This is a genomic window from Abyssibacter profundi, from assembly GCF_003151135.1.
Lineage (GTDB): Bacteria > Pseudomonadota > Gammaproteobacteria > Nevskiales > OUC007 > Abyssibacter > Abyssibacter profundi.
The window spans coordinates 21,972-43,749 of record NZ_QEQK01000014.1; the positions used below are offsets into that span (position 1 = coordinate 21,972).

Genomic DNA, 21,778 nt, shown 5'->3' on the forward strand with positions numbered 1-21,778 from the left:
GCGGAACGCCGGCCAGGCCTATTCCGCGGCCAGTAGTTGTTCGATATGTCGGTTCAGCACCGCGGCCGCGCGCTGAAGACGCGCCGGGTCATCGGGGTGCTGGGTCAGGATGTGGATGCTCAACGACTCGCTCAGCAGGATGATGCTGCGAGCGATTAATGGGTCCAGGTCGCGGCCTTCCGCCTCGCGGAATACGGCGCAGTACTGGTCCTCAATCTGTTGGTGCATGGTCAGCCGCAGCGCGTAGAGCGGGCTGTCCGGGCGCAGCGCTTCGGTGGTGATCACGCGGACGACCGGCCCGGCAGTGGCCACAAAGTCCAAGTACACGGCCTGTGCTCGCTGCAAGCGTTCGGGGCCGCTGCCGGGATGTTTCATGGCTTCCCGGCGGCATGCGTACAGATGATTCAGCGACCGCTCATAAATGGCCGCCAGCACGGCGGATTTATCTGAGAAGCATTGGTAGAACGTGCGCCGTGAGACGCCGGCCGCATCGAGAATGGCCTGCACGCTGGTGCCGGCAAATCCCTGCTGTCCGAAGACCTCAGCCGCGCCCTTGATGATGCGCAGACGCGTGGCTTCGCGCCGGTCCGGCGGTGGCGGTGGGGTGGTGCTGGGGTGCTTGGCAGCTTGCATCGGGTCGGTTGGGCGGTGCTGATTCATGTCGGGCCGAATCGGGACTTTACCCTGGCTCGTCTCCTGGGGTATACACTGTGTTTACTTGTTGCGGCAAGTGACGGTGATCCGCTCATGAGAGGCGGGCACCGGCTCCAAGCGGTTCGTCACAAACTACCAACACTGCACTATGGGGGGAGACACCACCATGCAAGCGTCCAAGCCCGTCAGCCCTGGCGGCTACTCACCAGCCTATGCTTGGTTTGTCGTGGCCATCTTGATGATGGCCTACGTGTTTTCGTTCGTCGATCGGCAGATTCTCAACCTGATGGTCGGACCAATCCGTGCGGATCTGGGAATTACCGATACCCAGATGAGCTTGCTGATGGGTTTCTCGTTCGCGATCTTCTACACCATCATGGGCATCCCGCTGGGCCGCATGGCCGATTCCAAGAGCCGACGCGGGCTGATCACGGTTGGGATCATCGTCTGGAGTGTAATGACGGCCCTTTGTGGCTTCGCCAAGCACTACTGGTATCTGTTTCTCTGCCGCATCGGGGTCGGCGTCGGCGAGGCCGCGTTGTCCCCGGCGGCGTATTCGATGATTGCCGATTACTTCCCGCCGGAGAAACGCGCCACGGCGATTAGCGTGTACTCCATGGGGATTTACATCGGCTCCGGCATCGCCTTTTTACTGGGCGGGCTGATCGTCGAATTCGTGACGGCCCAGGGAGCGGTTACGTTGCCGCTGCTGGGCGAAACCCGACCCTGGCAGGTGGTGTTCTATGTGCTGGGCTTCTCGGGCCTGCTGTTCAGCGCGGCATTCTTGATGGTGCGTGAACCGGTACGCAGCGGGGCGGGCCCCAGCTCCTCCGTACCCATTAAGGAAGTGCTGGCCTATCTCAAGCTTAATCGGCGCACCGTGCTCAGCCACAACATCGGCTTTGCGATGATCGCCTTCTGCAGCTACGGCACCGCTGCCTGGATTCCGTCCTACTTTTTGCGTGTCCACGGCTGGTCCATTGGCCAGATCGGTCTGGTGTTCGGGCTCATCGTCATGATCTTCGGCTCGGCTGGCATCGTGTTCGGAGGGCGTTTGTCGGATCGATGGACGGCGCAGGGTCGTACGGACGCGCCGATGCGGGTCGGCGTGCTGGCTGCGATTGCGGTGATTCCGTTCGGAGCGGGCTACATGCTGTCGCCCAACGGCATGGTGGCTGGCCTGTTTCTCATCCCGGCCACCTTCTTCATCAGCATGCCGTTTGGCGTGGCGCCCACCGCCATCCAGGACATCATGCCCAACCGACTTCGCGGTCAGGCGTCGGCGTTGTACCTGTTCCTGGTCAACATGATTGGGCTGGGCATCGGTCCGACGGCAGTCGCGGTCGTCACGGACTTTTTGTTCGGTGACGACAACATGGTGGGCTGGTCAATGTTCATCGTCAGCGGGGTGGCTGGCGCCGTGGCCATCACGCTATTGGCCACGGGTTTGAAGCCTTATCGTGAGAGTCTGGCCCGCATTCGCGCGCAGACCGCCGAGTAAACATCTGGTGCCCCGCCGCCTGCTCTGGCGGCGGGGCAGACCGCTGGGTGCCCGCGCCGCGAAGTCGCATTCTTGTTTCAGGTGGCGGCTGCTATCTCGTCACGACGTCGCGTAAATCTGCGGTCCGGCGGTGGCGGTCCGGATGACAGCCGTTCATCGGTCCATCTTGGAGCTGGGAATAAATTCCGCCATGCTCGGGTGACTGATCCTCGATGATCAACTAACGGTTGGACATGGCGTCCGCCGTTCACAACTTGGCCTGCGAGACTGGGGAGTCTGATGGGAATTCGAATTTCGGGCATGGGCCCGCGTGCGGCTATTGCCGCGTTGTTATTAGGGGCTGGCGCTCAGGCGCAGGCCCAGGCGCTGCCCTGTGCAGCAGAAGGCGACGAGCTGGTGCTGCATGAGTGGTCCGGGGTCGCGCCTTCGGCGGCGGGCGGACTGAATGCCGCACAGACGCGGGAAGCCTTGCCCGCGCTGGATTGCGCCTACGATGCGCTGGATGTCGTCGTGAGCTGGGACAATGTCATCGAGGATCTTGACCTCGATGTGGTTGATGAGCGGCAGTTCGTCGTGGCCAGCTCCGGCAAGTTCAATGCGGAAGACGATGGCACGGGGCCGGCTTTCGAAGCTGCGACGGTTGGCTCGCCGGTTGGCGCCTACACCGCCGTCGTCAAGAGCTACACCAACTACGACACCGCGTTCACGGCCAGCGCCACGGCCCGCTGTACCACGGCGGGTGGTTGTTTCGCCCCGGTGACCACACAACCGAGTTTCGAGGAGGAAACCCGGGTGGTGGTCGCGGTGATCGACAGTGCGATCAACCTCTACCACAGCTTCTACTATGCCGGCGGTGAGGGGTATCCGAACTCGGCGCCACAGGGGCTCTCCGACGATATGCTCGTCGAGCTGGGCGTCCCGCCCGAGAATGTCTTCGAACTGACCCGTACCGGCACGCTGGCCGAGCGCATCGCCGCTGACCAGGAGCGGGTCTGGGACAAGATCGAGCGCGGTCAGCGCTACTACTTTGTGGGCACCAATGTCGTTGCCCAGTCGTTTGCTGGCAACGATGACGATGGCAATCCGCATCCGCTGCTGGTACCGACCACCGACAAGAGTCCGCATGGTGTTGGGACCAGCTCGGCCGTGCTCAAGGCCAATCCGGAAGCGGTGATCCTGTTCCTGGAGACCGAAGGCGCGCTGGCCAACGATGCCTCGCATGTGGCCGCTTTCCGCGATCCGGCTGTCGACATCATTTCGACGAGCTACGGCATCGGGGCCGCTGGTGTCTTCCCGCCCGAACTCTGGAGTTTCCACCAGAGCTTCAAGAGCGTGGTGTATGACGGCAAGCTGCACTTCTCGTCCGGTGGCAATGCCCCGGGCTTTACGCCGGGTCGTGCCGGCGCGGGTCCGTGGTGGTCCATCGGTGTGTCCGGGTCGGAGGAAGATACCTCCAACGGTCGCACAACGGTCTCCGGCAACCTGCCCGATTTCATCTCCGACTTCACCCAGGACCTGGCCCGGTGCATGGACTGCGTGACCGGTCTGGCACCCTATGGCGGCACCAGCTTCTCCACGCCGCGCGCAGCGGGTGTGGCATCCAAGGTTCTGCTGGAAGCGCGCCGCGCACATGGCCACCTGGGCGGGATCAAGAAGGTCGATAATGTGCCGTACATGGTGCTGGCTGATGACAGCGTCGGCGAGTTTGATCTGACGAACTGGATTATCCGGCGCTCGCTCGAAGAGGCCGCGTACGTCCCGACGGTGGATGACTACGACCCGGTTGCTGCGGTGCTGGACGATCTGGGCGCACAGCCGATTAATCCCGTCGCCCCCTGGTTGCAGACCGGTTGGGGTGACCTGACCGCAGCGCCAACCCGAGGCGTGGTCAATGCGGCCTTAACGCATCTGGGTCTGGCGGCCTCGCCGCGGGTGAAGCCACAGGATTTCTGTCAGTTCCAGACCACCTTGGTGCAGGAGCGCAAGCTGTACTGGGATACGCTTTCGCCGCTGGTTCCCGCCGTAGGCCTGGGGGATCGTTCCGAGCCGCTGGACGACGATCCGTTCATCTACTGTGACTCCGGCCTGCCCGCGCCGTATCCCGCCGCTAACGATCCGGGTGGACAAACCTACGATCCGGCTGGTGACTTCGATGGTGACGGCGTCTCGAATGCAGACGACGAATGCCCCGAAGACCCGACGAATGACTGCGCGCCGGATACCGACATCGACGACGATGGTATCGATGACGCGGACGACAACTGCCCCACGGTGCCCAACGCCGACCAGCGTGACACCGGTGATGACGGGGTGGGTGATGCCTGCGAAACCGGCCCAACCTCGGATGCACCGCCGACTGGGGGTCGCAATGAGGTCGCCCGCTATGAAGGTCCGGGCGCAACGGTCGTCACGCCGGTGGTCGGCCTGGGTGCAGGGTCTGGCTCCGACGGTTTCGCGACCAGCGAGTACCGCTACCAGTTGCCGGGTGCGTTCGAGTACGACCTGATCGAGTTCACGCTCAGCGCCACGCAGGGCACCCAGCACTCCATGCGAATCTACGGCCCTGACGGCAACTTGGTTGCCATGGAAGGTCCGGACTTCTTCGCAGGTGAGTTTGGCAGTGAACCGTTGAGTGATGGCGAGTTGCACGTCAGCCTGGCCACGCCGCCACAGGGTCTGTACCTGATTCAGATTCAGGAGCAGCTGGGCGCGGCCAATCAGCCGTTCACGGTCACCGTCCACGTCACCTGTCCCGAGACGGGTTGCGTCCTGGTGGACACCGACGGCGACGGCGTGCCGGATGTCAACGACGCCTTCCCGAACGATCCCACAGAGACCCTGGACAGCGATCAGGATGGCGTGGGTGACAACGCCGACCCCTGTCCTGAGGACCCGGCGGATGAATGTGGCGCCACCAATGGGGCCGCACCGGGCGATGTGTTCGTCGTCATCTCCCATCTCGTGGGCGAAGACGGCCTGACCGTGGCCTTCGACGCCAGCGCTTCGTACAAGTGTGCGTCAGCCTGCGAATCCGAGCTGAACCACCAGCCGCTGGAATCGCCGGAGTTCACGTTCTTCTTCCGGGATGACACGACGGGAGATGTCAACGCAGCGACCTTCGATGCGGATGGAGATGGCCTGATCACGCATCGCTATGGTGCGGCGGGCACGTTCCGCCCCGACGTTGTGGTGCGTGACGCCAATGGCAACGCCGCGGCCGGCTCGACGGAAGTCACGACGACCGTCACCGTGGATGCCGGGGAGCGGCCGGTTGAGAACGCCGCACGCCTGGTGGTCGATTACGATCGTGCCAATCCTGTGGTGCCGTTGGAGGTGGTCTTCGATGCCACGCTGACGACGGTGGCCGAAGGCTTCACCATCACTGGCTACACCTTCGACTTTGATGATGGGACGGTGATCCAAACCGACAACGCCATCGTGCAACATGTCTACGTGACGGCCGGAACCTACGAACCGGAGGTCACTGTCGAGTTCACGGATGGCGATGGTGCCCAGCAGTTCTCCTCCGCCAAGTCGCAGGCGGTACAGGCCAGCGCATCGGGCACGAACGACGTGCCGTCGAGCCGCTCGGGTGGCGGGTCAGGTGCGCTGGGCGGCTGGCTGCTGCTGTCGCTCATGGCGTCGGGCCTGCTCCGGCGTCGGATGCGTCCCGCGGTCTGATTGACGCGAGCGTGTATGACAAGAGCCCCGCTTCGGCGGGGCTTTTTTGTGCGCCGTGCAATCTGTGATGAGATGGGGCATCTGAGCCAGATGCTGCGCGGTCAGCGCGGCATCGACAGGGAAGGGGCGTGACAGGGCAGGATGGAGCGCCACTCCCCTCATCGAACACCCCGATCAGCGTGTGGACGCGGCGTTTCGGGCCGGTGCACAGCTCGTGAGGAGCGACGATTCCATTGCGAGGCCGGTTTGTGACCGGCTCGCCAAAACCAACGGAGCAATGCATGACCGCAGCCCACTTGGCCTTGTCGGCCGCCGGCAGTTTTCTACTGGTCGGGATGATCACCGGCATCTGGAAGTACCACCACATGATGCGTGCGGCCGATGCCCAGGCCCCGGTCTACGTGGATGTCTGTCATCGCACGGCGTTGATGTACGCCTTTGCCTGCCTGGTGCTACAGCAGCTGGCGCTGCATAGCCGCTGGAGCCCCGTGGTGAATCTCTGGGCGGTGATCATCCCGGTGTTGTTCTTCGCGTCCGCCGTCGCGACCTATGCCTTGCATGGCTGGCTGCGTGACACAGACAACCAACTGGCACGCCCCCACCGGTTGGGTCACAAGACCGTGCCGGGTGGGCTGATCCGCGTCTACATGTTTGGACTGATCGCCGGCGAGATCGGTGGCACGGCGGTCCTGCTGGCGGGTGTGTTGTAGGCGTTACCGGATAATCTGGTAACGATCCGCTTCCTTGCACTGCGCGCGGGCCAGCGCGCGTAGCGGTTGTCTGCGCGGACCGACCGTCCATTCCAGCTTTTCACGCGTGCGCCGACATTGGTCGATCAGACGCTGCTTTTCCTTCGCCCTGCATTCCCGGTACCGGATGGAGCCGTATTGCAGTTGCGTGCATTGATTTACGTAGACCCGTGGCGTCGGTGCCTGCTTCGGTGGTGACGGTTGGCGTTGAGTGCTCGCCGAAGTGGCCGCGCGAGACGGCGACGGCTTGGCGGGTGGCTGCGCGTGTTTGAGTAATCTGGCGTACTGATCGCAGGGGTTGTGGTCCTTGAGCCCCGGCGCCTGGCCGGACCGGGCACTGGAGACGCATTGCTCGCGCAGGCTTTGACGCCGCAGTTCGAACGCTAGGCAAGCCCGCCGCCGGTCCAGGTCGGTCGTTGCCCGACCCTGACAGGCTTGCAGCAGAGTCATCGCCGACTGTGTGGTGGTGGCGCGTGGCTGCGCTGCCGCGGCGCCTGCCGGCGGGTTGGTGGCACGCGCCGGCTGGGCGTGGTCGGGCGCTGGCGACGGCGTTAGACCCTGATCGTCGACTGCACTTGCCCAACCGAGCGCCGGTTGAGCAATCGTGGCCTGGAACCATTGTGGTGCCACTTGGCTGGCGGTGAGCAAGCCCGCCAGAGGCAGGCAGCAGATCAGCAGAAGCCGGGTCAAGGTGGGGTCCGTTCTCAGGGGGGCTATTCCAGAACGAAGAATCGCACCCAATCCGGACAAGCCCGGATGTCTGTCAGGCGCCTGTCAGCGTGCATCGGTTTGATAAGAGGCCGACCCACAGGCGGCGCTGGCCGCAAATCGAGGCCCAGATGCGTTCTCACTGGCGCTTGCTTGTACTCATACCCTTGCTGCTGGCATCGGCATGTGGCTATCACCACAGCCATTCCGATCACCTGCCTGAAGCCCGCCTGAATGGCGATTGGGGGACAGGCTGTCAGCTCATCTACGACGCTGATCCGCATGACCCCTACGATGCCCGCAGCTACATCGACACGTTCAGCTTCTGGGACGGCGCTTACTTCGGGGCCTACGAGACCTACGCCACCGATAATTGCGGCGGCGCGCCGCTGGATGTCGTGGTGAGCGAAGGGGAGATCTACCTGGAGGGCTGGACGACCACAGCTGATGGCGTGCGCGCCGAGCGTCTCGACTTCGAAGGCGAGTTCACTTGCTACACGCTCATCGACCACGACCCGGTGTATGAGACCTTCGTACTCGGGGATTTCCAGGGGGCTGGCTACGACGACTGTCGCTCGCCGGCGAGGCGGCATCGCTACCTGGATTTCGAGGCAGTTTACTTCCGGTATTAGCCAGTTGGCTCCAAAAGGGGGGCGGCGCGGGGGCGCGCCCGAGCGACCTGCTCGGGCTCGAGCTTAACGGGATGATCGGTGGTCCTGCCTCGCATCTAGCGCTCGACCGGCCATTTGGTGGTGTGTGTTCATCAATGTTTCCCTGAAGGGGTCTGTGACCAAGCAGGAGGTCTCCATGTCACACCCCAAGCAGGTCGTCCTAATCACGGGCGGTAGTCGAGGTCTGGGACGGGCAGCGGCCTTGGCGCTGGCGGATCAAGGTGACGACGTCATCATCACCTACCGGGATCAGGCCGGTGCCGCTCGCTCGGTGGTCGAGGCCGTCCAGGCGCAGGGAGGACAGGCCGCATCGCTGCAGTTGGATGTGGCGGATGTCGGCTCATACGAGGCCTTTGTCACCGCAGTCCGCGAGCGGCTGCAACAGCAATGGAACCGGACCGACTTCGACGCGCTGCTGAATAACGCGGGTCACAGCCTGAACCGGCCGTTCGAGCAGACCACCGAGGCTGCGTTCGATGCCCTCATGGCCGTGCACGTCAAAGGTCCGTTCTTTCTGACCCAGGCGCTACTGCCACAGCTGCGTGATGGTGGCCGCATCCTGAACGTCTCGTCTGCACTGGCGCGATTTTGCCTGCCGGGCCACACGGCCTATGGTGCGGCCAAGGGTGCGGTTGAGGTGATGACGCGTTACATGGCCAAAGAGTTGGCACCACGTGGTCTATCCGTTAACGCCATTGCACCAGGTGCCACCGAGACCGACTTTGGTGGTGGCGCCGTGCGTGACAACCCGGAAATCAACGCCCAGGTTGCGGCCAATACGGCTCTGGGGCGTGCGGGTCGCCCCGAAGACCTCGGCGTCGTCATGGCGCAGTTGCTGAGTCCGGAGAGCCGATGGGTCACGGGCGAGTGCATCGAAGCCTCTGGCGGCATGATGATCTAAAGCTCGGGCTGATCGACCGGCGGATCAACCTGATCAAGCGGTGCCGCTCGAAGTCGGTGGACTACTGCGAGGGCCGCCACCGATGTTTGCGTCGCAGAAAGGGTTGTTCGACAAGCCGGTAGGACAGCTCGGCGGCGGCATAGGTGGAGAAGGCGAAGAGCGGAAACCACATCAGCAGGCAGGCGTAGAAGCCGGCGCCGGTCCAGTGGTGCAGCGTGAACACCAACGGTGAAAGCGCATGCGCCAGGGGAAAGTGCCACAGGTAGCCGGCGTAGGACACGCGCCCGACCCGGCGTAGCGCCGGGTGCACCAGGGGCGGCCATTGGGGCGCCCGGCCGGTGAGCCAGACCAGCAGCAAGGTCACGGTTATGTTGAACAGGCTATAGCCCCACAGGAACTGCCGCCCATTGGGCAGCGTGTTCGGCCACCCCAGCGTGGCCCAGGCACCGAACTGCTGCGCCGGCGCCCAAACCGGATTGTCGGGGACCAGCCCGCCGGCGCTTGCCAGCAGCAGGCCGGCCACGGCGACGCACCAGCCAGGCGGATACGCGCCGGGTCGAGCGGACAACCACCAGGCACCCAGACCGCCCGCAGCAAAGGCGTCCAGGTGGCTGGTGGTCAGCAGGGCCAGCGCATGGGGTGATGAGAACGCTGCCCCGCCGTGGCTCGCCATCAGGATGCGCGTGACCAGCCCCAGTAGAAACAACGCAACCAGGGCGGCGCCCAGTCGGGGGCCTTTGAGTCCGATGATTAGCAGCGGCCAGACGAGATAAATGTGCTCCTCCACGCATAGCGACCAGACGTGTCCCAGCCAGTGAGAGCCGGGAATCCAGCCGCCGGCCTGGCCGATGTTGTAAGTCAGGCTCAGCGCCATCGCCCATTCACGTGCCGCAGGCGGCCGCTCTGCGAAGGGCGCGATCCCGGCCAACACCGCGAGGAAGACCAGGTAGGCCGGTGCGATTCTAAGAACGCGGCGTAGCCAGAACCCGCGTAGCTGGGCACCGGCCGGGGCGTCGGGTTCGCGTAGCAGGACGCGCGTGATCAGAAAGCCGGACAGGACGAAGAACAGCTGTACACCCAGCCAGCCCGCGCCAAGCAGATTGCCGTGGTAGGCCATGACCAGCAGCAAGGCCACGCCCCGCAGCCCATCCAGGGCCGGGACATGATCGGGCGTCAAGTCAGCTTGGGTTGCTGTGGCGTGGGGCACGGTCGGGCAGTCAAAGCAGCAGCTGTCAGTGTAGAGCGCGGCTGGGCTGCGGGCACAAAAAAGGCGCGACAGCCGAAGCTGCCGCGCCAGAGGTGCCTCCTGGAGGAAGGCCTATCGGCGACCGCGCGACCGCAAAGCAGCCGGACGGAAATCGTTCTCGGTGGCCTCGATCGGCTTGTAGACCACGTCGTAGTCGTTGGTGAGTCGCATGGCGATGTAGCGCTTGGCATTGAGGTCGTGATGAACCTCGACACCGGCGGATAGCATCGGCAGATCGTAGAAGTTCAGCGAGTGCAGTTCGGCCACACGCCAGAGCTGATCGCGATTGTCGTACTTGTCGACAACATGCACGGCCCAGCTATCTTCATCCAGGTAGAAATCCCGGCGCTTGTAGATATGGCTGGTGCCATCCTTGAGCGTCGCTCGTACATGCCAGACGCGATGGAGCTCATACCTCGCATACTCGGGATTGATATGTCCCGGGCGGATGACATCGGAGATGCTGATCTTGTCGCTGTTCAGCTCGTAGGTGTTGTACGGGATGTAGATCGACTTCTTGCCGATGATCTCCCACTTGTAGCGGTCGGTGGCGCCATTGAACATGCCGAAGTCGTCATTGGTGCGCAGGCTGTCCGAGGCCGTACCCGGATTGTCGTAGGCCACATTGGGTGCCAACCGCACACGGCGTGAGCCGGGGTTGTACACCCAGGCCTTGCGGGGCTGTGCGTTCTGGTCGGCGTATTCATGCACCAGCAGGATGGAACCGGCCAGGCGCGGCGGAGCTGTGATGGCCTGCAGGAAATACAGCAGCAGGTTCTCCTGGCGCTGACTGGCGGTCTTGCTTTGGTTGCCGTAGATGAAGTCGTACTCGTAGTCGAACTCCACGAGGTTGTAGTCCCCGCCGGTGGTCACCGGTGCCTGGGCCCAGCTCGTGCCCCAGGTGTCGCCCTTGTAGGCCGTCAGGTGGTTCCAGATCACCTCGGTGCCGTTCTGCGGAATCGGGAACGCAATGCCCGAGGTGGCACCGGTAAACCCGTTGCCGCCGTCAACCAGGGTCACCTTGGTCGCATTCTCGCGGGTGGCGTCATAAATGCCCTGCGGGAACGATGCGGTGCGCCGGCTCGGATACACCTTCATTTTCCAGGTGGGGTACTGCTTGAGCAGCGCCATCTGGCCGGGCGTGAGGTGATCGGCGTACTGATCGGCATTCTGCCCGGTGATGACGAACTGGACCGCATCGTCCGGGAAGGGGTTGGGATAGTGCTTCGTGGGTTCAAAGTCAGGATGGACTTCCGTGATGCCGCCATCCCAGGCCGGAATGCCCAGTGCGCGGTTGCCGGCTTTTTCGGCGCCCATCGGTGTCAGGTCCTGGCCGAGGCGTGCCGCTTCGGCTTCGGAGACAGCGGCCCCTGCCAGCATGGGCAGGGCCGTCGCCATGGCTGCCGTGGCCGCCAGTGCGGTTGTCAGCAGTCGATTGGTTCGTGCTTGCATGGTGCTCTCCATGAGATTCGGTTCGCGAGACATCAACAAGGCGGGCTTAGAACGCATAGCTGATGGACAGGCCGAGGAAGTCGCGGTCCGCGGAATCATTCGCGCGGGTGGCAAAGCTGGCGGACTGGGTGTTCGGGTCGCCAGTGGCTGTCGTGCCGATGGGGGTGGTTTCACCCGGTGCATAGGGGTCGGTGCCGGAATAGGTCTCGCCGCCCGTGAACACCGTATAGGCGATGTCCGCCTGCCAGCGCTGCAGGTAGCTGAAGCCAATGCCGGCGCTGACGATCTGGTTGCCTTCGGTAAACGTCGAGCTGATGCCGTTTACGTCATGGAAAAAGACCAGTCGCGGCGACATGTTCACCGAGGCGAACACATTGGAGTAATCCAGACGAGTCACCAGTCGGTAGCCCCATGACGATTCGGTCTGGAAGCCTTCGCCACCGGCAATGGCTTCCTGGCAGGAGCCATTGGCAATCGCGATGATCAGGATCGGATTGTTGTCACAGGTCGGCAGTGCTGCACCGGCTGCCGAGTACGGGCTGTCGTCCAGATCCTGTCGCGTGTAGCCCACCTCGCCCAGCACAATCCACTGGCTGGCGCCGAAGCTGGGGCCGAAAGCCTTGGTGATCGTGGTCTGGACCTGCCAGGTCTCGATCTCGTTGTAGCCCTGGATGTAGTCCCCGGGATTGTAGGTGCCCAGCAACATTCCGTCGGTCAGGGCGGCGGGAACGAGGTCGCCACCGCTGTACTGCACCGGCGCATTGGGTCGATAGCTGATTTCACCCTGCACCGCGGTGCCGAACGGCCCGTTGGTGTTCATGCTCAGACCCCACAGCGAGATGTCCTCGTCGTATTCGATGAAGTAGGACGCGCGGCAGCTGGTCGGGTCGCTGCCTGGGGTAGAGCAGAGCGGCGCCTCGAAGGGGCCGCCGGGCATGTTCGCCACGTTGGTGGCGGCATTGCGCGGCGTGGGGTTACCGTCGTTGGGAACGCGGGCGCCGCGAATCAGCGAGATGTTCGGCGTGCGTGAGTGGTAGTTCACATAGTAGAAGCCGAACTCGGTGGAGTTCAGATTCTCCGCGAAGTAGCGGAAGGCAATACCGGCCTGCGACGTTTCGTCATCGGGGGCCCGATTGCCTTCACGTGGGACCCAGGCGTGGGCATCACCCTCACCCATGAAACCCGTCAGGGGGCGGGTATTGTTGTCCAGGCGGCGGCCGTAGCTCAGGAAGATGCGCTGGCCGTCATCCGAGGCCACGTCATTGGTCGAGAAGAAGTTGCCGCGCGGGTCGATCTCCACCTGCTCCCAGTCGAACTGCCAGACCACGTCCATGCTCAGGTTGTCGGTGAGCGACGTTTGCAGCGACAGCATCGGGATTGGCGTGAGCGCTTCCTTGATCTCGGAGCCTGGCAGCCGGATCTTGGACACATCAATGGGGTTCAAGATGTTGATGCCATTGCGGATGAAGGTGCTTTCACCCCAGCTGACGACCTGATTGCCCAAGGTCATGGTGATGTACTGTCGACCCAGCGAGAAGCTGCCGTAAAGAAAGGCATCCAGCAGGTCGGCGTTGTGATCCAGGCGTTCGTGACCGCGTTCGCCCAGTTCGGCCTCGCCCCGTGCACGTGACACGCCGGCGCCGCCATTGGCGTTCAGGCGATCTTCGATGGAGCCGGCATCGGACGCCTCGGGGTTATAAAACGCGCTGCCACGCGTGAAGATGCCCCAGTTGCGGCTAAAGGCCAGGTCCATGTCGACCGTGATCTTGGCGGCCGCGGACACCAGGTCGCCTTTTTCGTAGCCGTAGTTGCCGTCATCGCCATTGGCGGAGCGTGACGTACCCCCATTCGTGATGCCGATCAAGGCTTCATTGGGGTCTTGCATACGAAACGCCACGCCTGCGGATAGCGTGGTGTCGATCTGGGCTTCCATGCCGCCGAGATTCAGCGTTGCCGCGGATGCATGGAACGGAACGGTCGCCGCACCAACAGCGGCCAGCCGCAGCAAACTGCGTGAATGCATCTTCATTGAGGTCGTCTCCCTTCTGGGTCGTTGAAGTCTGTTGTGATGACCGACGCACGGTCTTGGGCGGCTTGATGCGAATGGCGGGGTGTCTCTCCATTGGCCTGGCCGACCTGCTTGTTGTGCTGTGCGCCGCAGCATCTCTCTGACTGATTAGTCAGTTTGTGTACGGCGAAGTACTTTACGAGAGCGTTTGTACCCAGGTCCGCGTTAAGCGGATGTAAAGCATTGTTTTTCATGTCAAATGGGGTGGGGGTGCAGTGCAATCGACCGCTGCGCTGCATACGGGTCAATGCCCGTTTGACGGCGCATCATCGCCCGGCTGAACGGCGCCTGGCAGATGGGCCGGCGTCGCCTCGATCGTCCCAGGGCGATCGGCCCCGGCGAGTTGCCTGAAACATGCATCGTCTCCTCCAGACGCTGACGTCTCTAGTCCGGCCAGGTTGTGCCCCGTTGATGAACCCGCCGCTCGCAGAATCGGTTGGCGTAGGGGGAGGCCGGTGATTTGTTCGGATCATGTACCAGCGGGTTCATGATTCATAGGCCCGCGAGTGGCCGATGGAGGAGATTTTCCGGGTATGGGAAATTGTTCCTTGAGAGGGGGCTGCCCGTACCTAGTTCAGCTGTTCGTCGAGGAAGGTGGTGACGCGGGGGTCGTCGAGCAGGTCCCAATGGTTCATGCGGGCGAAGACGCGCGTGCCGGTTTCGGCCCAGGCCATGGCCGCGCGGCCATCCTGCGTCTGACCCAGGGCGCTGTTGACCGGCACCAACCCATCACCCAGCAGATGGGTGCGTCGGGCCCCGAGTGTTCCGGCGGCCGCGATGGCATTGATATGTGCCGGTAGCGGGGTGAGTTCAGGCCGATGTTGGCTGCGTTCGAACCGATCCCGTCCCTGCCAGTCGCTGTCGCGGGTAAACCCGTGGCGTAAGTCGGTAATGCCGGCGCTGCGCAGCCAGCCCAGGCGCGCAATGGGTGCGGTGTAGGGGCTGAGCCGTCCGAGTGTGTCCACCCAGTTGCCACCGCGCTCCAGCGGCGCGCCGAGATGGGGCGTGCCGAGAAAGGCAATCTGGCTGACGAGGTCCGGCCAGCGCATGGCATCGGCCTGGAGCAGCGCACTACGCGTGACCAGACCACCCATGCTGTGAGCAAGAATACGGATCGACTTGACCTTGGTCGGCCACGCTTCGATCAGCGCCTCGAGCTGTCTGGCGAGATCGCGGCCGTTGTGCGAAATATGCCGCCCGGTGTTGTAGAACAAGTCCACCTGGGTCGCACCCAGCCGGCGTGCCTGGTAGGCGGCGTGATTGTGACCGTTTCGGGTCCATTGCCGGTCGTTCATGCACAGGCCGTGGACCGTGATCAGCAGGTGGCGCGAGGGCTTGTCGACGCGCAGCCGTAGCTCGTCACGGTCCATCGGCAAGGGCGAGCCGAACTGCCGCCACTGCATCTCCAGCGCCAGCGGATTGTCGCTGCTGAGCAGGTAGTCGCCGACCACGCCGTTGAGTGCCGAGACCACCGCCTCGCGACCGGGGCCAGGAGGTGCGATGTCATCCAGCGATTCGGCGAGCTGACCCAGCACCAGATCCACCGACTCCCGCGTCACGCCGTTGATGCCGCGTATCGTCGCGTGCACGAATCCCGCAATGCCCCGCGCGCTGCCCGTCGGCGCCTCGCCAATGGGGGGAGACGCTGCGGCAATGTTGCGGTACATGTCCTCGACGACATGGGTAACGCCGTCAACAGCATCAAATGCCAATCGGGCCGCGCCACGCAGGGTTTGTCCGGTTTTCATGGTCGGTTCTCCAGTGCCGCGATCAACGACGGCTCTTCCAATGCGGGACGCCTAGCAGAATCAGGCGGAGTTGCTGCTCGGCCCGCTTCATGAGGGCCGTCTCTCCCTCCTGGTCATGGGCGCCGACATCCAGCACGTCAACGGCAATCGCGACCATCGCATTGACGATGAGCGAGGCGATCATGTGCAGGTCGGGCGTATTCCATTCCTTCAGGTAGGGCAGGCGCGCCAGGTCGACGGCCAGTTCGGTCTGGACCAGTCGCAGCTCGCGACGAATGGCGTTGCGAACCGTGGCGCTGCCACCAAAGCGCTCGCTGGCGATGAACGCAAAGCCGGGGCGATTGGCGGCAATGTGGCGATAAAGCGACTGCACGACGCTGGAGACCAGGCGTTCGGCGCTGCGCGTGTCCTTGCGGACATCCTCAAGAATCTGCCGCAGCGAGCGGAATGACTCTTCGACCAGGGCCAAGCCCAGCGCATCCATATCGGGAAAGTGGCGATAAAAGCCGGTGGGCACGATGCCCACTTCGCGCGTCAGCTCTCGCAGCGACAAGCCATCGAAGCTCTTGTCGCCATCGAGCATGCTCAGTGCGGTGTCGATCAATAGTTTGCGGGTATCTCCGCGCCGGCTAAGGCGACGGGTTCCGCGCGACAACTTGTTGGCCCGTGTGCTCATTGACATAGTGTACTGCATTCGCCGGTTTGCGCACTTCACGCGCACTGGATCACTCGTAATTGGTTATCAAATTATTGTAATTAAAGACAATAAACTAAAATTAGTGAACGACTGTTGACATGCTGTTGCGGCTGGTGGAAGGTGTGTACACACGTACACATCACCTGGTCTCGCTCCTATGTCGAACCGCACCTCGCAAGCTCTGATTCGTCGACCCGCCGCACTGGGCGCGCGTGTGCTCTCGGCGCTGACGTTCCCGCATCCCGTCGCCAGTGTTGCGGAAGCGCTTGATACGCGGCTGCGTTTGCGGACCTCCAGCGGGCACATCCCTGCGCGGGTGGTGGCGGTGGACCGGCCAACCGGCGACAGCGTTCGGCTCACCCTGCAGCCACTCGGCCGCTGGTCGGGTTTTAAGCCGGGACAGTTCGTCCAACTCGCCGTCGAGGTCGATGGCGTGCGCCGAGTGCGCTGCTTCTCGCCGGCGCAGTCGGCGCACCGTGAAGGTGGCCTGCTGGAGTTCACGATCAAGGTGAACGCGCAGGGTCAGGTGTCGCGTTATCTGTACGAGCACGCCGTGCCGGGGCTGTCGCTGGCGCTATCCGAGCCGCAGGGTGATTTTCACCTGCCCGTATGCCGGCCCGATCGGATTCTGCTGATCAGCGGTGGCAGCGGGATCACGCCGGTGCTCTCCATGCTGCGGACGCTGGTGGATGAGGGCTATGCCGGGCGTGTGAGCTTCTTGCATTACCTGCGCCGGCCGCAGGATCAGGTGGCCGCAGAAGAACTCGCCGCCATTGACCAAGCGCAGGCCAACATCGATGTCCATGTCGTGTTCACCGATCCGGACCACGCCGATCAGGGGGCTGATGCCGGTCATTGCACCGCGGCACAGCTCAAGCGCCTGGTGCCTGACTTCGACCAGGCCGCCACCTGGCTATGTGGCCCGGCTGGATTAATGGCCGCCGTGGAGGCCATCTACAGCGAGCATGGCTGCGCTGAGCAACTGCAGACCGAGCGGTTCTCGCTGGCCCCGATCGAGCTGGCCAGCGGTGACGCCGCCAGCGGCGAGGTGCGTTTTGCGCGCAGCGAGCGATTGATCGACAACAGCGGCGCGACGCTGCTGGAACAGGCCGAGGCGGCCGGGCTACGCCCGCAGCACGGGTGCCGCATGGGCATTTGCAGCACCTGCACCTGCCGCAAGCAGTCCGGCGCCGTGCGCAATCTGCAAACCGGCGAAATTTCCACGGAGTCCGATGAGGACATCCGAATTTGTATTTCACAGCCCGTGGGTTCCGTGACGCTGGACATCTAGTCCCGCCCGTTCCCCGGCTGATTACCCGAACGCTAGACGTCTCAAGGAGGCATCCAATGGCTGAATCAACTGCATCTCAGGCACCCGTTTTAACCCCTGAACAACTCGAGGCTTTCGGGCAGGAGCTCGACGCACTGCGTGACCGCGTGCTGGCGGATCTCGGTGAACGTGACGCCCGCTACATTCGCAAGGTCATCAAGGCGCAGCGTCGTCTGGAGGTCGGTGGCCGAGGCCTGCTGTTCCTGAGCTTCTTCCCCCCGGCTTGGGTTGCCGGCACGCTGGCGTTGTCCGTGTCCAAGATCCTGGACAACATGGAGATCGGCCACAACATCATGCATGGCCAGTACGACTGGATGAACGATCCCGAACTGGCGGGCGCGAACTTCGAATGGGACACCGCCTGCCCGGCGGACCAGTGGCGTCATTCCCACAACTACATGCATCACACCTTTACCAATGTGCAGGGTGTGGACCGTGACATTGGCTATGGCGTGCTGCGTATGTCCGAGGACAAGGCTTGGCACCCCTACTTTCTGTTGAACCCTCTCTGGGCGTTTCTGCTCGCCGTGTTCTTCCAATACGGTGTCGCCTTGCATGACCTGGAGGTCGAGCGGCTGCGCAAAGGCAAACGTGATAAGCGTGAGGTGATGGGCATCGCCAAGGGCATCTGGCGCAAGACCAGCCGCCAGACACTGAAGGACTACGTGCTGTTTCCGCTGCTCGCGGGTCCGGTCGCGCCACTGGTGTTCGCCGGCAATATGACGGCGAATCTGGCGCGCAATCTATGGAGCTACACCATCATTTTCTGCGGTCACTTTCCGGATGGTACGCACCAGTTTTCCCGTGAGGTGCTGGATGACGAGCGTCCGGGGCATTGGTATTACCGCCAGCTGCTGGGCTCGGCCAATCTGACCGGCGGGACGTTGTTCCACATCATGAGCGGCAACCTGAGCCACCAGATCGAGCACCATCTGTTCCCGACCTTGCCGGCACATCGCTACGCGGAGATCTCCGACGAGGTGCAGGCGATCTGTCAGCGCTACAACCTCCCGTACAACAAGGGCCCGCTGCGCAAGCAGTTTGGCACCGTGGTCAAGCGCATCGCGCGACTCTCGCTGCCCAACCGGCTGGTCGGCCTGCCTGCCGCGGCGGCCGCCTGATGGCCTGCCGGTCGGGGTCGCGGGACGCCGGCCGGCGGGGTGCTACGCTCTGCTACCGCGATTCGGTCTGAGGACGACATGACAAGCAAGGATGCATTTGCCGGCTCCAAGGCCGAGGCATTGCTGGAGGCCCACGTGGCCTGGCTGGTTGCCAGATGGGACAGCGAGGGCCTGGAAGACGAAGTCGGGCGCCGGCTGGATGCCGCCTTGGCCGTGGCCGATCAGCTCAAGCTGGAGGATGTGGTCACGCTGCGATCCATTCAGCAGACGGCCATTGGCTATGCCTCAGACATGACGCTGGGCGGGGCCATTCCAGCACTGGTGGGCGACATTGCCACAGCGCTTTATGAGCATCCGGTCCACGAGAAGACCCGCCTGGAGCAGCTGATGCCGGACAAGCAGTTCGAGGAGCTGCTGGACAAGGTGCTGGAGCTGCGTGAACTGCGCGAAGCGGTGGTGCATGAATCCGTCTCCAACCCCATCTTCGCGAATCTGATTACCGAGCTGCTGTACTCGGGCGTGCGCGACTATGTTGCGACCAGCACCAAGTTGGCCGGCAGGTTGCCCGGGGCCAAGTCCGCGATGAAATTTGGCAAGGCGTTTGTCGATCGGGCGCGGCCTGAGCTGGGCAATTCGCTGGAAGACGGCATCAAGACCTACGTCAACAAGAACACCCAGACCAGTCTGAACGCCAGCGAACGCTACCTGCTGGATGCCTTCGAATCTGACGAGTTCCGGCAGGTGGTGCTGGACTTGTGGGACGAGAACAAGCATCTCTCGGTGGCCAGCGTGCGGGATTTTGCCGGTCAGCTGGATATCGAAGAATTGTTCGTCATTGGCTACGAGTACTGGCAGCACCTTCGGCAGACTCCGCTCTACCAGCAACTCATCGAATCCGGCATCGAGGTGTTCTATGACACCTATCGCAAGACACCGCTGACCGAGATACTCGAAGACATCGGTGTGACGCGCGACATGATGGTGCGTGATGCCATGCGTTTCCTCCCCAAGATCGTCCGGGCCCTGCGCAAAAAAGGGTTGCTGGAATCGGCTATCCGGCAGCAGCTGGAGGATTTTTACCGCTCTGACGCCGCCGCGGCCGTGCTGAACGACCGCTGAAGGCTTTGGGAAACACGCGCGCACTCACGGCGCCTCGGCAGCGCGACGTTTTGACGCAAAACGGGGCGGTTATCGGACGCTTGAACGAAGTTCGTGCCGTTTAATTAATTGCTCAGGCGTGTCTTGGCGCGGCGGCCGGCCTGTAGCTGGTGGTAACGCGACACCAGCGAGGCCCAGGGGTGACTCAGGTCCAGTTTGGGGAATTTCGGCGTATGAATGGCCTGGTGCCCCTGTGGGGTCAATTCCAGCAGCCAGTCATCGCCGTCGGGGTGCGGTGCCAGGCATTCCTCGTCGATCAGGTGGCGTAGCGCCGCAGCGACGTCTTCGGTGCGGACCTTGGCGCGCTGTCCGATTTCATCCAGCAGTGTTGTTCCCAGCAGCCGTCCTGTCGCCGAGATATTGAGATCGCGATAAATCGCCAGAATCATTGTGGCAGCCACCTGCACGTACTCGTCCGCCGGCTGGTGTCTGCGGTCCTCTGATGCGCTCAGATTAATGGGCTCGTTCATTGGCGATTGCTCCAGAACTTGCGTGAACTGAGGCGAACACTGGCGTTGGCGCCCAAAGATCATATCTGTGGATTACGGTTGGCAGTGGTCGGGCCGTGCATTATCGCGATGGCCTGTGAAGGCGCCGTAAACGATCAGTCCACGCTGTTAACGGGCCGCACATGTCGATCGCTATCGACCAGGGCGAAGGTCACCGCCTCATGGTCGAGTGGGCTGCGGCCGACCGGGCCGGTGAGGTCGAAGACCAGCTTGCGGTCATCCCAGGGGTCGGTGCCCCAGCCGCGCTCGAGAATTTCGATGGTGTCGCCCTGGACCTCGATGTAAGCGTAGGAGACATTGTCGCTGTCGTCGGTCTCCAATACGTAACCCATCTCGTCCACGATGGAGCGCACCACGTAGCGCCCATTCGGATTGCCGTCGAACTCCACGTACATGCCGGGTCGCTGCCAGCGGTAGACGTCGCCCCAGCCCACCGACAGGCCGATGGTGCCCGCCGTGGGTGAAAAACAGTTGTCCAGCGGGCTGTCGCCACCGGGGGTTTCATAGCCCTGCTCGAAGGCGTACCAGTTGCCGAATAGCTGGTCGGCTGGGCAGAACCCGGACTTGGTTCCCAGCCCCGCCGCCACCAGCGCGCCCAATTCGGTGTCGGTCACTTGGTAGAGCTCGAACTTCAAGATGAAGTCGTCGTGGAAGTGGACGTGGATGGGATGAAAGGAGTACGTCCCGGCCGGTCGGGCGGTCTGGCTGCCGTCCGTCCAATGCACCACCTGGGTCTTGGGCCCGATAATCGTGCGGGAAAGCAGCTCATTCGGTGCGATTTCGGTTTCTCCGGCCAAGGTGTCGGCCAGCAGCTCGAAGCGCATGTCATAGATACCCTGGCCCACATTGACCGGCCCTGAGGTAAAGCGCAGGCAGCGTATGGCGCCTGCGCCCCCAATCTCCACGGGGGCGGCTTCATCGACACTACAGGAGATGGGCTCGATGCCAGCCACCGACAGCGGCGGATTGACGGTGTCAGGCGGGTACAGTCCATTGAGTGGATTGGCGGGCGCGACGAACCCGAATTCGTAGGGGGGCACCGTGCGCAGATTGGGGAGCAGCGGTTCGGGATCAGCGGGTAAAGCCGGGCTGACCGTCAGCGCCGATTCCAGCTTGGCGCGCATGCGAAAGCTGGCGTAGGTGGCATTGTCGGGCCGGATCTGAACCCGCCAGAGGCCGGCGGTGGGTTCGTCAATCAGGACCTCGGAGTTGAACTGGTTGAAGTTGTCATCTTCGCCCGCCAGGCTGCCGTCGGGAGCAAACACGTGGATACCAAAGCTGTCTGTTCGCTCGGGCGTATCCAGCCCGATACGCAGGCGCTTGCCGCCGGGTGCCACGTCGAGCAGGTAGCTGGGACAGGCCAGATACGTGTCGCATAGCGACAGGCTGGGCACCTGGCCGTTTAGTGTTTCGCCCTCCCAAAACCAGGCTTCGTCGATATCCAGCACCGCATCCAGCGTGGCCGCGGGCGGGACGCCGGTCTCGTCCGTGGTATCGGCCTGCGGGCCGCCCGAGCAGGCGTAGCAGAGCAGCAAAGGGGTCAGGCTGAGCCCGAGTCGGCTGGGTCGCATCAGTTCACTCCCT

17 protein-coding genes are annotated in these 21,778 nt (G+C 63.1%); 8 read left to right on the forward strand and 9 right to left on the reverse strand.

Annotated elements, in window-relative coordinates; genetic code table 11:
* Positions 1-18 precede the first annotated feature (18 nt).
* Positions 19-660 (reverse strand): TetR/AcrR family transcriptional regulator, encoded by a 642-nt coding sequence (locus DEH80_RS14240; RefSeq protein WP_109721183.1) that lies wholly within the window; start codon positions 658-660, stop codon positions 19-21.
* A 160-nt stretch (positions 661-820) separates the two neighbouring features.
* Here DEH80_RS14240 and DEH80_RS14245 point away from each other — a divergent pair, with 160 nt between their 5' ends.
* From DEH80_RS14245 to DEH80_RS14255, 3 genes are all read left to right on the forward strand, one after another.
* Positions 821-2,155 (forward strand): spinster family MFS transporter, encoded by a 1,335-nt coding sequence (locus tag DEH80_RS14245; RefSeq protein WP_109721231.1) that lies wholly within the window; start codon positions 821-823, stop codon positions 2,153-2,155.
* Between the two features lie 279 nt (positions 2,156-2,434).
* Positions 2,435-5,836 carry a PKD domain-containing protein gene (locus tag DEH80_RS14250; RefSeq protein ID WP_133249254.1) on the forward strand — a complete coding sequence of 1,134 codons (3,402 nt, stop codon included), beginning with the start codon at positions 2,435-2,437 and terminating at the stop codon, positions 5,834-5,836.
* 281 nt (positions 5,837-6,117) lie between these two features.
* Positions 6,118-6,546: a hypothetical protein gene (locus DEH80_RS14255; protein WP_109721185.1), complete on the forward strand. Its 429-nt coding sequence runs from the start codon at positions 6,118-6,120 to the stop codon at positions 6,544-6,546.
* A gap of 3 nt (positions 6,547-6,549) precedes the next feature.
* Here the strand turns inward: DEH80_RS14255 and DEH80_RS14260 are convergent, their stop codons facing one another.
* Entirely contained in the window at positions 6,550-7,275 is a 726-nt protein-coding gene (locus DEH80_RS14260; RefSeq protein ID WP_109721186.1) for a hypothetical protein, read from the reverse strand.
* A 149-nt stretch (positions 7,276-7,424) separates the two neighbouring features.
* Here DEH80_RS14260 and DEH80_RS14265 point away from each other — a divergent pair, with 149 nt between their 5' ends.
* Together DEH80_RS14265 and DEH80_RS14270 are read left to right on the forward strand one after the other, a co-directional pair.
* Positions 7,425-7,925, forward strand: coding sequence for a hypothetical protein (locus tag DEH80_RS14265; RefSeq protein WP_133249255.1), 501 nt, complete (start codon positions 7,425-7,427; stop codon positions 7,923-7,925).
* A gap of 175 nt (positions 7,926-8,100) precedes the next feature.
* Positions 8,101-8,865, forward strand: a complete 765-nt coding sequence (locus DEH80_RS14270) for an SDR family NAD(P)-dependent oxidoreductase (protein ID WP_109721232.1) — start codon at positions 8,101-8,103, stop codon at positions 8,863-8,865.
* A gap of 61 nt (positions 8,866-8,926) precedes the next feature.
* On the opposite strand, the gene DEH80_RS14275 is transcribed toward DEH80_RS14270, so the two are convergent.
* From DEH80_RS14275 to DEH80_RS14295, 5 genes are all read right to left on the reverse strand, one after another.
* Positions 8,927-10,072, reverse strand: a complete 1,146-nt coding sequence (locus DEH80_RS14275; protein ID WP_109721188.1) for an acyltransferase family protein — start codon at positions 10,070-10,072, stop codon at positions 8,927-8,929.
* Positions 10,073-10,183: 111 nt separating this feature from the next.
* Positions 10,184-11,563, reverse strand: coding sequence for a DUF1329 domain-containing protein (locus DEH80_RS14280; RefSeq protein ID WP_207774618.1), 1,380 nt, complete (start codon positions 11,561-11,563; stop codon positions 10,184-10,186).
* 46 nt (positions 11,564-11,609) lie between these two features.
* Positions 11,610-13,592: a DUF1302 domain-containing protein gene (locus DEH80_RS14285; protein WP_165831482.1), complete on the reverse strand. Its 1,983-nt coding sequence runs from the start codon at positions 13,590-13,592 to the stop codon at positions 11,610-11,612.
* Between the two features lie 608 nt (positions 13,593-14,200).
* A complete protein-coding gene (locus DEH80_RS14290; RefSeq protein ID WP_109721191.1) occupies positions 14,201-15,379 on the reverse strand; it encodes an esterase/lipase family protein in 1,179 nt (392 codons plus the stop codon).
* Between the two features lie 22 nt (positions 15,380-15,401).
* Complete coding sequence (locus tag DEH80_RS14295) at positions 15,402-16,061, reverse strand: TetR family transcriptional regulator (protein WP_207774619.1); 660 nt, start codon at positions 16,059-16,061, stop codon at positions 15,402-15,404.
* Positions 16,062-16,233: 172 nt separating this feature from the next.
* Between DEH80_RS14295 and DEH80_RS14300 the strand changes: the two genes are divergently transcribed.
* From DEH80_RS14300 to DEH80_RS14310, 3 genes are all read left to right on the forward strand, one after another.
* Entirely contained in the window at positions 16,234-17,367 is a 1,134-nt protein-coding gene (locus tag DEH80_RS14300) for a ferredoxin reductase (protein ID WP_109721192.1), read from the forward strand.
* A gap of 56 nt (positions 17,368-17,423) precedes the next feature.
* Entirely contained in the window at positions 17,424-18,527 is a 1,104-nt protein-coding gene (locus DEH80_RS14305) for a fatty acid desaturase family protein (protein ID WP_109721193.1), read from the forward strand.
* Positions 18,528-18,605: 78 nt separating this feature from the next.
* Positions 18,606-19,646: a hypothetical protein gene (locus tag DEH80_RS14310; RefSeq protein WP_109721194.1), complete on the forward strand. Its 1,041-nt coding sequence runs from the start codon at positions 18,606-18,608 to the stop codon at positions 19,644-19,646.
* Positions 19,647-19,750: 104 nt separating this feature from the next.
* On the opposite strand, the gene DEH80_RS14315 is transcribed toward DEH80_RS14310, so the two are convergent.
* Positions 19,751-20,155 (reverse strand): hypothetical protein, encoded by a 405-nt coding sequence (locus DEH80_RS14315; protein ID WP_133249256.1) that lies wholly within the window; start codon positions 20,153-20,155, stop codon positions 19,751-19,753.
* Between the two features lie 134 nt (positions 20,156-20,289).
* A complete protein-coding gene (locus tag DEH80_RS14320; RefSeq protein ID WP_165831483.1) occupies positions 20,290-21,765 on the reverse strand; it encodes a lysyl oxidase family protein in 1,476 nt (491 codons plus the stop codon).
* Positions 21,766-21,778 lie beyond the last annotated feature (13 nt).